Source organism: Frankia sp. CeTa3Moorea (genome assembly GCF_978021225.1).
The window spans coordinates 1-13,945 of sequence record NZ_CDXDOR010000138.1; the positions used below are offsets into that span (position 1 = coordinate 1).

Here is a 13,945-nt window from a genome sequence, read left to right on the forward strand (position 1 = left end):
CGCGAGCGCCTCGGACCCGAGACGCCGCTCGCCGGGCTCGACGACCCGGCCGCGGCGAGCGCTGTGGCCGCCTGGTTCACCGGCCGGTGGGGGCCGGCGGCGCCGGCGACGTTCAACCGCAACCTCGACGCGATCCGCTCGGCGGCGGGCTACTGGCGTGACCAGGGCTGGATCGTCGGTGACCCGACCCGGGCGGTCCGTCGCCGCGGCCGCGCCCCCGACCGGACCCGGGCGCTGTCGCGCGCGGTCGTGGAGGGGCTGCTCGCCCGGGGGGACATCGGGCTGCGGGAGCGGGTGCTGTGGCGGATGTTGTACGAGACCGCCGCCCGCGCTTCCGAGGTCCTGGCCCTCGACGCAGGCGAGCTCGACCTGCGTAACCGGTGCGCGAAGGTCCGCCGTAAGGGCAACGCCGTCGACGTCATCGTCTGGCGGACCGGGACCGCGCGGCTGCTGCCGCGGCTGCTCATGGGGCGGACGGTCGGCCCGGTGTTCCTCACCGACCGGCGCGCCCGCCTAGCCCTCCCACCCGCCGACCTGGACCCGGCCAGCGGACGGGCCCGGCTGTCCTACCGGCGCGCCGCCGAGCTGTTCACCGCGACGACGGGCGGGGCGACGCTGCACCAGCTGCGCCACTCGGCGCTCACCCACGCCGCCGAGGACGGCGCGAACACCTCGACGCTGCTGTCCTACTCCGGGCACACCTCGGTCGCCTCCCTGGCCCGCTACGCCCGGGTCTCGCCGGAAGCGCTGGCCCGCTGGCAGGCCGGCCGGGATCCCGCGGCCCGCCGCCGCTGAGCCCGCCGCCCCTTTCTGCCGTATCTCGGCGGCCCCCCTCTATCGCGTTGGTGGCCGGGGCGCCTGGCCCGGGTGAGGCGGGAGCGTGCGAGGCTGCGCGGGCGGGGTCCGTGGACCGGGTCTGAGAGATGGTGGCCGGGGGAATGCCAGCGCGTGGAGATCCGAGCGGGGAGGGGACCAGCCGCGTCCTGGTGCCCAGGTGCTGGTCGGAGACGCTGTGGTCAGCTCTGCCACGAAGCCTGCCGCGGCGCGTTCCATCGCGTCGAAGTCGGGGTAGCGCGCGAGCTGTGGCTGGTCGGCCTTGAACGTGTTCACCGCCGACCGCCAGGGAACGTCGAGTTCACCGGGTCTGCGGCCGGCTCCGTAGACGTGGTAGGGATGGGGCAGGCCATCGCGGCCGAAGCGGACCTGGTTGTTGACCTCAAGCGCCTCCCGCATGTGACGGGCCTCCACGGAACAGGTACGGATCATGTAGTGGATGTCGAAGAGGTCCTTGTAGCGGTGGCGAGGGCCAGGTGCGACCTGGCGGGACGAACCGGGGGCTGGCCCGCTCAGCATGGAGATCTTGTCTGCGAGCTGGCTGGCCGTGGGGTACATCATGGGGGTGACGGGCGCCAGGCCGGGCACGGCGATGCCAACGATGGACCGTTCGGCGTGGTGGGCCGGGCCGAACAGAGGAACCCGGTCGGGCGGCTTGATGTCGATCTCAAGTCCGATTGGGTCGTCGACGGGACGTGCCTGGCCGGGCCCGTATCTCGGGTCGATCGGCTGGGCGACGATCACTCCCATGATTTTCCCGCTGTCGTAGACCCTGACATCGGCGCTGTAGCGGACCAGTCCTCCAAGGCCCAGCCCACGCTCAGCTCGGGCGGTGTCGCCCGCGTTCACCGTGACCGCATCCACAGCCTGCTTGACATGAACGCCGTAGGATTCCGTGATGTCGAGAGCGCACAGGTCCAGATCGAACGCGGATCGGGCCATCACATACGCGGGATGGATTTCGTTCGGCTGAGCGGGAAGAAAGTCGGCAGGCCACGAGAAGTCTGTGGCGGGCCGGGAAGGAAGCGCCAGCGAACCGAAGATGATCCAGTCGTGCGGGGTTCGGTTCATGAGGCGCGCCGCGAAGTCCCCGATCAAGATCTGGTGAAGTGCGCGGTCGGCATTGAACTCCGCTGCGCGAGCCCGATCGGTGACGTAGGAACGGAACTCCGACCATGAGGGGAACGCCTCACGGAACTCCGGCCCGATGTGGGAGTCGGGATTATGGCTGTCTGTGTCGGCCATGGGCTTGACTAGCGCTGCGGGTGGGCGGGGAAGTCTACGCTGTCCTCGTCCGCCGCACGCAGAATCGACTCCAACGAACCCGCGGCTTCACCGCTGTAGGGCGATGTCCTGGCGGTTACTTCCAGACCTCGAGCCAACTCGGTCTCGTTCGCTAGGTGGGTGCGCAGAAAGGCGTGGGCGACGCGGCCGAGTTCGGCGAGGTCGAACCGCCCGCTGTAGGTTAGATCGCGCAATGTGCGTGCGGGAGTGGTCACAAAAAGATCGGACCGGGTCGTCCACTCATCGGCAGCTACCTCGCCAGAGTGCAGGACGATGCCAGGATAAGAGCTCCTTGGCCGGGCTGGGCCAGCGGGAAGCGTGAACTCCACGCCGGGTCCCGGCCGGTCACCAATCCCGTAGACCCGCAGCGCCGTGGCATGGGAGACAACGCCGCACCTCGGGGCATCCCGCAGCCACCCCGGCCGCTCCGGGTCCAGCATCAGCCACTGGCTGTACAGCCGCGGAAAAAGATGCCTCCCACCAGCGCGAATACGCATCACCCCCTCGATGACAGGCTCAACGACCCCTGCTTCTTTGAAACGCCCAAGCTCGACGACGGAGACACCGGCTCTCTCCGCTTGCCGCTCCGTGACACACCCCCACTGACCTTCAGCCAAATCACATAGCGTAGCGACCCGATCGATCATGTGCTTATGCTAACGTATGGCGCCCGTTGGTGTAGACCGCGCAGACACAGCGCAGGGCACGGAGGGCGTGGACATGAGCAGCGAATGGCTTACCACGTTGGAAAGCGGTGAGGAACCCCACGTTCTCCATCGAATGCGCACTGGATGGGCAGTGCTGGGCAGCACGCAGCATCTCCCCGGCTACTGCCTGCTCGTCTACGCCGGATCGGCAAACCATCTGACTGACCTTCCCCGCCCAGAACGAATGGACTTCCTTTTTGACCTGTCCCTTCTCGGCGAGGCCGTCTCGCAGGTATGCGCGGCTCGGGACGAAGACTTTCTGCGGATCAACTACGAAGTGCTGGGGAACCTCTGGCCGCATCTCCACGGCCATGTACACGCACGTTACAGGTGGGAGGAGGAGAGTCTCCGGGTCGGCCCCGTTTACCTATATGGCGCGGAGCGGACGAAGAAGGAACACGCGATTAGCGCGGCACACAACCAGCTTCACGCCGATCTACGAGCGGCACTATCCACCCTCACACGCGACGCGTATGGCACGTGACGAGCGTCGTTGAACTCTCCTGGCGAGGGATGCGGTTACCAGCCGGACCCGGCATGTCTCAGTCTCTTCCCCCCGACCCGAGGCATGCCAGGCTGTTCGGGTCTACACCAGCGGCGCCGCGGCGGACACGCTGAGTGTCAGGCGGCTGGTCATGTCGAGTTTCACCTCGCCGTACGGGGCGACGTGCGTCCAGAATAACGGGGTCAGGCCGCGCCGGTCGGCGTCGGTGAGCTGCTCGGCCCAGGCGTCGTCGGCGAGGACGTCCTGGACCATGAGCGTGTTGACGTAGACCAGGGCGGCCTGCAGGACCCGTAGGCAGAGGACGGAGAGTTCCTGTTCGTCGCGGCGGTTGGTGGCGATGTCGCCGCCCTTGCCGAAGAAGATGACGCTGTTGGCTCGGTTCCAGGACTCGACGACGTTGAGGCCTTCGTTGATCTCGCGTTGCAGGTCCCGGTCGCGCAGGTAGCGGGCGACGAACAGGGTCCGCTGCGCCCGCCCGACCTCGATCATGGCCTGGTAGGTGGGATAGATCGCGTTGGTCCGGGTGAAGCGGCGCAGGATCGCCTCGGCGGAGGCGGTGCCGGTCCGGATCGCGGTGGCGTATTTGATCATCTGGTCGTACTGTTCGGCGACGACGTCCCAGCGGATCGGCCGGGTCAGCGCCGGGCCGATTCGCGGGTAGGCGTCCGGTTCGCCGGCGGCCGGCCGGTACAGGCGAACCTTGTTGATCCGTTTGATACGTGGGAGCAGGTCGAAGCCGAGCAGACGGGTGATCCCGAAGCCGATCTCGGACTGGCCGTGGGAGTCGACGTAGGTGCCCTCGACCTCCATGGCCGTGCCGTGGCGGATCGCGCCTTCGACCATGGCGGCGACCTCGGAGGCGGTGCAGCTGATCAGCTGAGAGTGGATCGCCATGCTCTTGCGCTCGACGTGCCAGTAGATCAGCACGCCGCGGCCGCCGTAGCGGGAGTGCCACTCGGTGAAGATGTTCTGGTCGAACGCGCCGAAGTGCGTCGAGTCGCTGGCCACCGCGGTGGAGCCGGCGCCCCAGACCTGCTGTGCCCGGGCGGCGAAGGTGGCGTTGGCGATCTCGACGGCGACCGTCCGGGCGAGCTCGGCGGTCAGATACCGGCGGCGCACGTAGCGCAGGTCGTCCTCGCTGTGGCCGTTCTGCGCGGAGCCGGCGACGGCGCGGATGCCGGTATTGGTGCCGTAGGCGTAGATCGCGAGCATCAGCCGTTCGGCGAGTACTTCGGGGGCCAGGTCGCCACGGCCGGCCGCCGTGGTCGCGGCCGCGAGGCAGCCAGTGCGTAGCACCGCCTCCTTGAGCATGTCGATCAGCGGGACGGTGCCCCACCGGGTCCGCACCTCGCCCTTGAGGCGGCGCAAGTTCCGCGGCTCCGGGGCGGCGTCCAGGTCACTGAGTTTGATCGGCCCGTTCTTGCCCCGCTCGGCGATCTCCAGCCAGGGCAGCTTCGGCAGCGCGGTGTCGAGCGCTGCCAGTTCGGTCCGCATCTCCTCGCGTAGCTGGTCGATGAAGACGGTCGGGTCCAGCGGCTTGCGCAGGGCGGCGTAGTGCGTGGCGCGCTGGGCCTCGAAGTCGGCCGGCAGGTCTTCATCGGGGTTGCGCCACTTCTCGGCGCCGACGACCCAGATCTCCTTGCAGCGCAGGCTGTCGCACAGGGCCTGGAAGGTGCAGATCTCGTAGACGCCGCGGACGACCCGCTTCGGGCCCTTGGCCGGGTCGGTGAACACCAGCTCCGTCCAGTCGCCCAGCAGCCCCTTGTGCGTCGGGACCGTCTCCCCGACGGGGAGGTACGTCAGCCGGCTGTCGGCGTATCGGCGGATCAGGTCGAGGGCGTCGAGGACCGGCCGGTGGGTGTCGTTGTTCGACCGGAACTCCAACACGTCGAGCAGCGCGATCAGCCCGCGCCGGTAGTGGTTCGAGTACGACGCCTTCAGCGTGGTCCGCACGGTGCGCCGGTACACCGGCCCCTTCGTCTTGAACTCGGCCACCAGCTCCCGCAGCGTCTGCTCCCCACCCGCGACCGCCGGGAACACCACCTCACGGACCGGCTCGTCCGGACTGCTGAGCGAGGCCTCAGCGATCGCGAACAGGATGTTCTCCTTGCCGGTCACCCGCTTGAACGCGTTGATCAGCTCCTCGGTGACCTTCCTGTCCGCCCGCGCGCCGATCCGGTGCACCGTCGAGATCAGCAACTCCACCAGCGTGTCCGTGATCTCCCCGTGCCGGTGGTGCAGCAACGCCGCGAGCAACGTCAGCATCAGCGGGTCGGGATGGTCCCGCAGGTGCGACGGGGACTCCACCGCGGCCCGGGTCCGCCAAGCCGCGACGACCCGCGGGGCGACATCGGCGAACAGACCGTCGGGCAGGTCGACCGCGCGGACCGCGCGCAGCTTACGGATCTCGGTCAGCATCGAGTCCAGACTCACGTTGCCCGGCACCGACTTGATCAACGCTAGTACCGAGTCCCCGCCGGTGTCGTCGTCCGGGACATCGACCGCGACCAGGGCACGGAGCCGGCCGGCGACGTCCACGGACAGACGCCCAGCGACCCGGGCGGTCAGCGCCCGCTCGGCCTGATGCAGCGCCGAGCGCACGATCCGCTCAATCCGGCCGGCGGCCGGTGGTTCGATCCGCTCCGCGCGGCACCGCGCCAGCAGCTCGCCGCGGACCAGCTCCGAACGCCGCTCGGCCTCGCACACGTGGCCGGCCAGCCACTCCGCCAGCTTGTCCGCGTCGGCGGCCGAGCACTCCCGGAAGCCCAGATGCTCACGGATCTGCGCCCGGTGGTATTCGATCGTGCGGCCGGTCCACTCGTAGAAGCCCAGGTCGCCCGGCTCCACACCGACCTGACGGGCCACGTACTCGACGGCTTCGTCCGGCACCTCGCCGCGGCCCCGGGGGAACCGGCCCAGCTGGGTGAAGAACTTCAACATCACCGCGAACCCGAGCCGCGTCGGCCCGCGCTTGCCAGCGATCAGCTCCCGCTCGTCATCCAGCAACGTCCAGTGCTCGACGAGCTCATCGAGATCCAGCGACCGGGCCACGCTCGAACATCATGGCCACGCGCGCCCGGTGCCAACAGCCCGCGCCCACAGAGAGACACGACGAAAGATCACCCGCGTTTGCGGCCGGTGACACGTTTCTTACCGGCACCCCGATGAGCAGCATCGGCGGTGGACGGTGTGGCTGAGCGAGGATCTGATCGGCGCGATCGAGGCCGCGGTCCAGGCCGAGGACACCAGCCGTGCCGCGCTCGTGGAGGCGGCGCTGCGGGCGGACCCGGCGATCGCCGCGCACCTGCCATAGCCCGCTCCGAAAAAGCGGACCTGGAGCTGCCCGCCCGCCGCGGCTGGCAGCTCGCCCTGGCCGCCGTGCTCGACACCCTGCCCGCACAGCTCGACGTGATCATCATCGACACGCCGCCGGGCCTCGGAGTCCTGCCCGTGATTGGCCTGTCCGCCGCCGCCCACGTTCTGATGATCACCGAGACGCAGTACCTGAGCGTGCGCGCGCTGCCGGACGGGCTCGACACGATCCGCCCAGCGGCTGCAACCTGCGCTGCCAGTGGTGCATCGGCGATCATGTGCCGCTGGAGATCTGGGACGACGAGCGCGAGATGCTCACTCTCGTCGACGCTTCCAAGGAGGCCCCCGACCGGCTCCCGGACACCCTCGCCGAGCCCGCGGCGATGATGAAACTGGTCCGCGATCTCGTCGGCTACCGCAAGACCGGCTCGTACCGCTCCGGGGGGACCCGTCACACGCGGGAGTTCCGCGTCCAGAACGTGTCGTTCTCCGGGCTGATCGGCGAGCCGCTGATCTCCCGGGCCGCGCTGGTACCTGCGATCGGCTACCTCCTCGACCACGACGTGCGGGTCGGGATGTTCACCAACGGTGAGCTCATGGATTCCACGGTCATCGACGTCCTGGTCCGCGCGGGGTACGTGAACGTGAGCCTCGATGCGGCGAGCGCGGACACCTACGCGGAGCTGAAGTTCCGCGGGCACAGGGCGGGCGCGGTGAAGTTCGACCGCGCGGTGGCGAACCTGACCGCGCTCGCCGACCGGCGCCGTACCGAGCGGACCGAGGTGGAGATCGGGGTGTCGTTCATCGTCTACCCGGAGAACTACCACGAGGTCTACGACGCCGCGGTGCTCGCCAAGAACGCCGGCGCGGACCGGCTGCGCCTCAAACGCGACATCTCCGGTGATCGGCTCCTCAACCCCGCCCAGGCGGACCACGCGAACACGCTGATCGCCCGCATCCGCGACGAGATCGCGGATGACGCCGCCCAGTGCCGGCGCGAGGACGCCTATCTCGAGGGGTTCCGGATGTTCGCCGGCATCAGAGGGCGCCGTCCATCGGGTTGTCCCGCCAGCGGTCGACCGCGCGGACGTAGCCGTGGACGACGGGGGAGCCGATCGACCATCGGCCCTGGGCGGCGATCGCGGCGGTCTGCGCGCCGGCGCGCGCCGCCGCGGTGGCGCCGCCGGCGCGCAGCGAGTGGGCGGTGTACCGGTCGGCCCCGGGCAGGCCGGCCCGCACGGCGGCGGCGCGGACGACCCGGTGGATGCCGTCGCCGCTCATCCGCCGGGGGGAGATCCGCCCGGCCCGGTCGACGGCGCGCAGCAGCGGCCCGGCGGTGATGGCGCGCTCGGCGAGCAGGGTCCGCCAGGCCCGGACGGCGCGCACGGGGCAGGTGTCGGGGTGCGAGCCGTAGGGCACGGCGACCTCGGCGCCGACCGCGTCCTGGTCGGTTTTCGACCGGCGGACGTAGACGAGCAGGCCCTCGTCGACCTCGACGACGTCGGCCAGGTCCAACGCGGCGAGCTCCGAGCGGCGGCCCATCATCGCCACGCCGAGGACGAGCAGCGCCCGGTCGCGGACACCGAGCGGGCCCTCGGGGCAGGCGGCGACCATCGCGCGTAGCTGCTCGCGGGCCACCGGCGGCGCCTGGCGGACCCGGCGGCCGGCGTCGGCCTGGGCGCGGCGGTGGGCGCGCAGAACCTCGCGGGCGCCGCGGGTGTCCGGCGGGGTGAGCCGGCGCCGGCGGTGCCGGGTGCGGATGGTCGCGATGGCCTGCTCGATGCTCGCCGCGCCCGCGCCGGCGGCCACGAGCGCGGCGACGTACTCGGCCAGGGTCGCGTCGGTCGCCGGGGCGTCCCGGCGCCCCTGCTGCGCACACCAGGCGGCGAAGACGGCCCACTGCCGGTCGTAGGCGCGGCGGGTGGCGGCCGCGGGCGCCGCCTCGATCAGCTCGGCGGTGGCGGCCGACACGGTGTCGTTGATGTCGACGTCGCCGGGCCGGGCCAGCTCCCCGGCCGGCGTCGCGGTGGGGACGAGGTCGGCCGTCATCGTGCCGGTCCGAGGTCCGCGCCGGCGGGCGCGGCGGTGATGTCGGGGGCGTCGATGTCGGGGTAGAGCTGCCGGTAGGTGTCCAGGTGGTCGGCGTAGTGCGCGCGGCCCTGGTCGGTGAGGTGGTAGCGGTACTCCGGCCGGGAGCTGGAGTACGCCGGTCCGGTGCCGTTCGCCCGGAGGGTCACGGGCACGTGCCGCCGTGTGGAGCGCAGGTACGGGCGGTTGCCACGCCGGCTCACGTGCCCGGCGTCGAGGTAGAGATGCGCGGTGCTGGCGAGCTGGTCGGCGAGCAGCCCGGTCTCGCCGGTCCGGGCGACGGCGGCCATCTGCCGCCACAGCCACTCCGACAGTGCCCACCGCGGGCGGGCCGTCCGGACAGCGGCCTCGCCGGTGCCGGCACGGACCGCGGCCCGCCCCGCCCGGGTCATCCACACGTCGACCGCGTCGCTGAGCACCCCGGGGGTCGTCTCGGACTCGATCAGCCCCCGGTCGCGCAGCGCGGCGAGCGTCGCCCCGGCGCCGCTGTCGTAGACCCCGGCGGCCCGCAGCCGGCCGGGGATCGGGGAGTACGCGCCGTTGAACGCGATCCGCCGCCACTCCCGCGCCGGCCGCGCGTCGAACCGCCCCTCTGCGCCGCGACGGCGGTGCTCGTCCTCGAGGGCCTGGTCGACGTCGTAGAGCGCCCGCAGGTAGGTGCGCTGCCGGTCGTTGAGCCCCGCCCACTCCTCGGCGGTGGTCATCCGGCGTCCCTGCACCGCCATCCCTGCACCATCCGATCATGGTTTTGTGGCTCGTGATAAGGCATCTTATCGCGAGTAACCGGCCGCCACCGACCCCCGGCGACCGTGACCGCCCGGGGCAACCCCGCCGGGCGGCGCCCGCAGCCACCCGCGCGACGAAGACGGGATGCCCCGACAGCAGCAGGGTGAGCGCGGGCACCGCGGCCCGCGCGAAGGTGATCTTCCTGTGGGCGGGGACCGCCACCCGACCGCGAGGGACCATATCCGCGATCGAGATCGAGCTGACCGGCATCATCGGCGTGCTCGCGGACGGTCGTCCGCGCCAGCGTCCCTGGTCCGGCGGGTTCGGCCCCGCCCAGGACCGCCTCTACCTCGCGGTCAGCGACGTCGACGGGGACATTCTGGAAAACGCCTGCCTGGCGGTCGCCGGCCCGAAGACGCCCATCGCCCTGCTCCTCGAGGGGTCAATCGCCGCGATCCGGTGGGTGGCGTCCGCGCTCCAGCCCGGCCGCCCGGTGGATGGACGCTCCGCGCACCCCAGGATCACGATCATCACGACCCTCTTAGCTCAAAATCGGATTTCCAGAAACGAAAATCTGGTTTTAGTATGATGGGGGTATGACGACGCCTGCGCTGCCTGACCTCGACTCGACGCCCGCCGACCCGGGCCCCGGCCCCGCCGCGCCCGTCTCCGCCGCATCGGTGGAGACGTTGCCGTGCGCCTGGTGTGCCCGGCCGGTGGAGCAGCGGGCTAGTGGGGCGGGGCGCCGGCGGCGGTACTGCCCGGACCGGGACTGCCAGGAGCAGGCCAAGCGGGCCCGGGCGGCGCGGCGCGCCGCCGGCGGCATCGGCGGGGACGTGGCGGCCGCGGAGGATCTGCTGGACCGGCTGGAGACCTACATCGGCCGCCTAGGCGACGGGCTGGCGGCCGAGCTCACCCCCGCCGGCGTGCAGTCGACGGTGTCTCGGGCGGAGGCGGCCGCGGCCGCCCGCATCGCCGCGGCCACGGCCGAGGTGGAGGAGGCGCGGCGCACCGTGGCGGAGGAGGTGGCCCGCGCCGGCGCCGAACGGGACGCTGCCCTCGCCGAGGCGCAGGCCGCGCGGGCCACCGCGGCCGCCGCCGATGCCACCGCCGCGGCCGCCCGCGCGCAGGCCGAGACGGACCGCGCCGCGGCCGCCGACGCGGCCGCCCGCGCCGAGCAGGCGGCCGCGGCCGCCGACCGCGACCGCGCACTCGCCCGCGCCGAGCAGGCGGACACCGAGCGGGACCAGGCCCGCACCGCCGAGCAGGCCGCGCTCGCCCGCGCCGAGGCCGCAGACCGGGCGCGCTTGGGCGCCGAGCAGGCCCGCGCCGACGCGACGGCGCGCGCTGACCGGGCCGATGAGGGCTGGCGCAGCGCCGAACAGGCACGGGTCACCGCGCAGGCCGAACGCGACGCCGCCCGGGCGGCCGAGCAGGCCGCCCTCCAGGCCCGCGACACCGCGGTGGCCGACGCGGCCCGGGCGGCCGAGCAGGCCGCCGAGGCGGACCGGGCCCGTCAGGCCGCCGAAGCGGACCGGGCCCGCGCGCAGGCCGAACGCGACGCCGCCCAGCAGGCCGGCGACGCCGCGACCGCCCGGGCCGCCGCCAGCGAGCAGTCGTGGCGCGACGCCGTCGCCGAGGCCGCCCGCGCCGACGCGCAGCGCACCGCGGCCACCGAGACGGCCCGCGCCGCCACCGCCGCCCGCGACACCGCACAGGCCGACCGGGACCGGCTCGCCGCCGACCTCGCCGAGCTGCGCGTGCAGCACGCCACCGAACAGGCCCGCGCCGCCCGCGCCGAGGCCGACCGCGACCGGCTCGCCACCGAGGCCGCGCAGCTGCGCGAGCAGGCCGCCGCCCGGCCCACGCCCCGCAAGCGCACCCCCCGCAAGACGGCGCCGGCCGACGACGCCAGCGCCGGCGACTGAACCCCGGGCGGTCACGGGGGTCGAAACTGGCAGAGTCGCGTGTTCGACTGACCTGTATTCGCAAGATCGAGAGCGGTGATCGTTACTTATAGTGAGGCGCCCGGATGGGGCCATGCATGGTGGATAGGGGCCTTCTCTGTCGCCCCCTACCTGCCAAGATGAGACGAGACAGGCAGTACGTTCCATCTAGGCTGGCTTGGGCGGGGCTGGGAGAGGTAGATCGTGACGATGATGCTGACGGCCGGGCGGGGTCTGGCCGATGATGGTCGGGTGGACGAGTCCGAGCCGGTGGTGGGGCGGCCTGACCCGGTGTCCATTCAGAGGTGACGGTCCCAGCACCTCTGTCAGGCCGTCGACCAGCTCCGTGGTCCGCGCCCAGCACAACGCCGCTAGCAACGTCAGTCGGACCTGCGCAGGGCTCGCCCGGAAGTCCGACGGGTAGAGCTTCGCCGCCCGCGCCCGCCACCCGGCGACCAGCTTCTCCGACCAGCCATCGAACAGATCTGCTGGCAAGCCCACCGCGCGGACCCGCTCCAGCTTGGAGATCTCCTTCAGCAGCGTGTCCAGGCCGAGCTTGCCCGGATCGGCCTTCAACTCCGCGAGGAAATCCACCCCACCCGCAGCCACCGGCTCCCCGCCTGCGGGGACGGCCACCAGCTCCTCCAACCGGCCGACCGCGGCCGCCGGTAACCGGGCCGCGACCAGGGCGGTGAACTGCTGCTCGAAACCCGCCCGGGCCGCCCCCAGCACCCGTTCCACCCGCGACGGTCCGGGTGGTTCGACCCGTAGTTCCCGGCAGCGGGCCAGCAGCGCCTGACGCTGCCGGTCATCGGTCAACTCGACCGGACACACCTCCGCGGCCAGCCACCCGGCCAGCGTGTTCTCATCGGCGACCGTGCACTCCCGGAACCCCAGCTCGTCGCGGATCTCCACCCGATGGCGTGTGGTCTGCCGGCTCGACCAGTCATACCCGACGAGCGCCGCGGTCTCGACCCCCACCTGCTCGGCCACATAGGCCACCGCGGCCTTCGGGACCTCCCCGCCGTGGCGAGGAAACCGAGCCTCCACCTCGAAGAACTTCAGCAACAAGGCGAACGCCAGCCGGGACGCCCCCGTCTTGTTCCGCAGCAGCCGTCGGTCATCCTCCAACAGCGTCCAGCACTCGATCAGCTCTTCGGCAGTCCACTCACGCCGCACCCGACGCCCCCGTAGTCACGCAGCCACGTGATCAGACGACAGGCTACGACCACACCGGCCACGACCGGAAGCATTTCGACCAGCTACCCAGAGCTACATGTCATTTCCTGGCACCGACCCGAGCACCGGGCCGGCTGGGTGAGTTCCCAGTCGAACAGCGCCGGCGTCTCCCCAGGCCTGCGGCGGCGGAACACCAGCAGGTCGGTGGCCACCCGGGTGCCGGCGGCCGCCTGATGGGCACCGGAGGGCAGCCGGATCGCGCCGAGCAGGTCAGCTTCGGCCTGCATCGCCCGGCGCGCCGCCGGGTTACGGGCGTCCATCGTGTACGTGGAGGTGACGACCACGACCACCCCGCCGGGTTTGACCAGCCGCAGCGCCTTGAGCAGGAAGTGGTTGTGCAGCGCCATCCGCCCGTCCGGGTTGAACACCGGGTCGTAGGCCCCGTAGTTCCCGAACGGCACGTTGCCTACCACGCTGTCGAACGACCCGGCCGGGAACCGCACCGTCTCGAAACCGGCCGCGAGGATCTCGGCGTCCGGGTAGAGCTTGGCCGCGATCGCCGCCGATGTCGGGTCCAGTTCCACGCCGACCATGTGGATCGGCAGGTCCTCGGGCGCCAGACCGATCCAGTTTCCCGACCCGCAGCCGAATTCACCGACCCGTCCGCCCGCGAATCCGAGCCTGCGATTCAGCTTCCAACCGGCCCGCACCAGCTCGGCGTCGGTGTAGTGCGCATTCGGTGTGGTGGCCCGTGCGGCCTTCCACTCGTCGTCGGTCAGGAGCCCGCGTAGCCGCTCACGTTCACCTGCGAACCGGTCGACGCTGTCACGGAACACCCCCGGCAGCGCCCCCCAGGACGACCAGCGGGCCAGCACCGTCTGCTCGGCCGCCGTGGCCGACCGGTCCCCCTCGGCGCGCAGCAGGGCCAGGACATCCAGCGCAGCGAGGTTCGCCCACGCCTTCGCCATCTCCCCGGGGGGTGCCAGATCCTCCTGACCGCGGGGGCGGAACCGCGGGCCGGCCGGCGCGCTCAGGCCCGGTTCGTCGGCGGCCGCGGCGCGCGTCGGGGCGTCCTGGAGGACGGCTGCCGCTGGGACGTCCGCGGCCGATTCGGGGGTCGGTTTGCTGGCGGCGTCGGCCCGCTCCAGCGGGGTTTCGCCGGCATCCTGGTCCGCGTCGGGGGCGGCGGGTGGGATGTCTGCGGCGGTGTCCGGCGTGGCACCGCCGAGCGTGGGAGGTTCCTCGCGCGGGGGCCGCGGCGACGTTGCACGCCCGCCTCGGCTGGCTGGCCGACCCCACCACCGCCCCCCGCTGGGCCCAGCAGCGGGCGCAAAAAGCGCACAACGCCGCCCACCGACAGGATC

Annotated in this window: 14 protein-coding genes; 6 read left to right on the forward strand and 8 right to left on the reverse strand. The window is 71.9% G+C overall.

From position 1 onward, the window contains the following. On the forward strand, positions 1–795 hold a 795-nt coding region (locus AC08OV_RS19480), incomplete at its 5' end, for a tyrosine-type recombinase/integrase (protein WP_476614564.1). 39 nt (positions 796–834) lie between these two features. On the opposite strand, the gene AC08OV_RS19485 is transcribed toward AC08OV_RS19480, so the two are convergent. Both AC08OV_RS19485 and AC08OV_RS19490 read right to left on the reverse strand, forming a co-directional pair. Further along, a complete protein-coding gene (locus AC08OV_RS19485) occupies positions 835–2,079 on the reverse strand; it encodes a nucleotidyl transferase AbiEii/AbiGii toxin family protein (RefSeq protein ID WP_476614563.1) in 1,245 nt (414 codons plus the stop codon). An 8-nt stretch (positions 2,080–2,087) separates the two neighbouring features. Then, positions 2,088–2,615 carry a hypothetical protein gene (locus AC08OV_RS19490; protein ID WP_476614562.1) on the reverse strand — a complete coding sequence of 176 codons (528 nt, stop codon included), beginning with the start codon at positions 2,613–2,615 and terminating at the stop codon, positions 2,088–2,090. 223 nt (positions 2,616–2,838) lie between these two features. Between AC08OV_RS19490 and AC08OV_RS19495 the strand changes: the two genes are divergently transcribed. Beyond that, positions 2,839–3,309, forward strand: coding sequence for an HIT family protein (locus AC08OV_RS19495; protein WP_023840303.1), 471 nt, complete (start codon positions 2,839–2,841; stop codon positions 3,307–3,309). A 102-nt stretch (positions 3,310–3,411) separates the two neighbouring features. Here the strand turns inward: AC08OV_RS19495 and AC08OV_RS19500 are convergent, their stop codons facing one another. Continuing rightward, positions 3,412–6,381: a Tn3 family transposase gene (locus AC08OV_RS19500; protein WP_476614561.1), complete on the reverse strand. Its 2,970-nt coding sequence runs from the start codon at positions 6,379–6,381 to the stop codon at positions 3,412–3,414. A gap of 136 nt (positions 6,382–6,517) precedes the next feature. Between AC08OV_RS19500 and AC08OV_RS19505 the strand changes: the two genes are divergently transcribed. Both AC08OV_RS19505 and AC08OV_RS19510 read left to right on the forward strand, forming a co-directional pair. Continuing rightward, positions 6,518–6,643 carry a hypothetical protein gene (locus AC08OV_RS19505; RefSeq protein ID WP_476614566.1) on the forward strand — a complete coding sequence of 42 codons (126 nt, stop codon included), beginning with the start codon at positions 6,518–6,520 and terminating at the stop codon, positions 6,641–6,643. A gap of 20 nt (positions 6,644–6,663) precedes the next feature. Then, positions 6,664–7,029 carry a ParA family protein gene (locus AC08OV_RS19510; RefSeq protein ID WP_476620074.1) on the forward strand — a complete coding sequence of 122 codons (366 nt, stop codon included), beginning with the start codon at positions 6,664–6,666 and terminating at the stop codon, positions 7,027–7,029. A gap of 286 nt (positions 7,030–7,315) precedes the next feature. Here AC08OV_RS19510 and AC08OV_RS19515 read toward each other — a convergent pair whose 3' ends face one another. The 3 genes from AC08OV_RS19515 to AC08OV_RS19525 form a co-directional block, all read right to left on the reverse strand. Beyond that, complete coding sequence (locus AC08OV_RS19515) at positions 7,316–7,447, reverse strand: hypothetical protein (protein WP_476614560.1); 132 nt, start codon at positions 7,445–7,447, stop codon at positions 7,316–7,318. A 233-nt stretch (positions 7,448–7,680) separates the two neighbouring features. Next, complete coding sequence (locus tag AC08OV_RS19520; protein WP_476614559.1) at positions 7,681–8,691, reverse strand: tyrosine-type recombinase/integrase; 1,011 nt, start codon at positions 8,689–8,691, stop codon at positions 7,681–7,683. Next, positions 8,688–9,455 carry a hypothetical protein gene (locus tag AC08OV_RS19525; protein WP_476614558.1) on the reverse strand — a complete coding sequence of 256 codons (768 nt, stop codon included), beginning with the start codon at positions 9,453–9,455 and terminating at the stop codon, positions 8,688–8,690. The genes AC08OV_RS19520 and AC08OV_RS19525 overlap by 4 nt, the downstream gene beginning before the upstream one ends. A 164-nt stretch (positions 9,456–9,619) precedes the next feature. On the opposite strand from AC08OV_RS19525, the gene AC08OV_RS19530 reads away from it, so the two are divergent. Both AC08OV_RS19530 and AC08OV_RS19535 read left to right on the forward strand, forming a co-directional pair. After that, the gene (locus AC08OV_RS19530) at positions 9,620–10,045 is read left to right on the forward strand and encodes a hypothetical protein (RefSeq protein ID WP_476614557.1); all 426 of its coding nucleotides are present in this window, start codon (positions 9,620–9,622) and stop codon (positions 10,043–10,045) included. Positions 10,046–10,052: 7 nt separating this feature from the next. Then, positions 10,053–11,384 (forward strand): hypothetical protein, encoded by a 1,332-nt coding sequence (locus AC08OV_RS19535; protein WP_476620071.1) that lies wholly within the window; start codon positions 10,053–10,055, stop codon positions 11,382–11,384. 186 nt (positions 11,385–11,570) lie between these two features. Here the strand turns inward: AC08OV_RS19535 and AC08OV_RS19540 are convergent, their stop codons facing one another. Both AC08OV_RS19540 and AC08OV_RS19545 read right to left on the reverse strand, forming a co-directional pair. Then, positions 11,571–12,581 (reverse strand): DUF4158 domain-containing protein, encoded by a 1,011-nt coding sequence (locus AC08OV_RS19540; protein ID WP_476620072.1) that lies wholly within the window; start codon positions 12,579–12,581, stop codon positions 11,571–11,573. An 83-nt stretch (positions 12,582–12,664) separates the two neighbouring features. Continuing rightward, a partial coding sequence (locus AC08OV_RS19545) for a methyltransferase domain-containing protein (RefSeq protein WP_476620073.1) occupies positions 12,665–13,945 on the reverse strand: 1,281 nt, incomplete at its 5' end.

Bases quoted from the DNA above. Each gene is read 5' to 3' on its own strand.
- AC08OV_RS19515 (WP_476614560.1), bottom strand. From the start codon at position 7,447: ATGAACGACACCCCGATCTCCACCTCGGTCCGCTCGGTACGGCGCCGG.
- AC08OV_RS19495 (WP_023840303.1), top strand. From the start codon at position 2,839: ATGAGCAGCGAATGGCTTACCACGTTGGAAAGCGGTGAGGAACCCCAC.
- AC08OV_RS19485 (WP_476614563.1), bottom strand. From the start codon at position 2,079: ATGGCCGACACAGACAGCCATAATCCCGACTCCCACATCGGGCCGGAG.
- AC08OV_RS19525 (WP_476614558.1), bottom strand. From the start codon at position 9,455: ATGGCGGTGCAGGGACGCCGGATGACCACCGCCGAGGAGTGGGCGGGG.
- AC08OV_RS19490 (WP_476614562.1), bottom strand. From the start codon at position 2,615: ATGCGTATTCGCGCTGGTGGGAGGCATCTTTTTCCGCGGCTGTACAGC.
- AC08OV_RS19520 (WP_476614559.1), bottom strand. From the start codon at position 8,691: ATGACGGCCGACCTCGTCCCCACCGCGACGCCGGCCGGGGAGCTGGCC.
- AC08OV_RS19535 (WP_476620071.1), top strand. From the start codon at position 10,053: ATGACGACGCCTGCGCTGCCTGACCTCGACTCGACGCCCGCCGACCCG.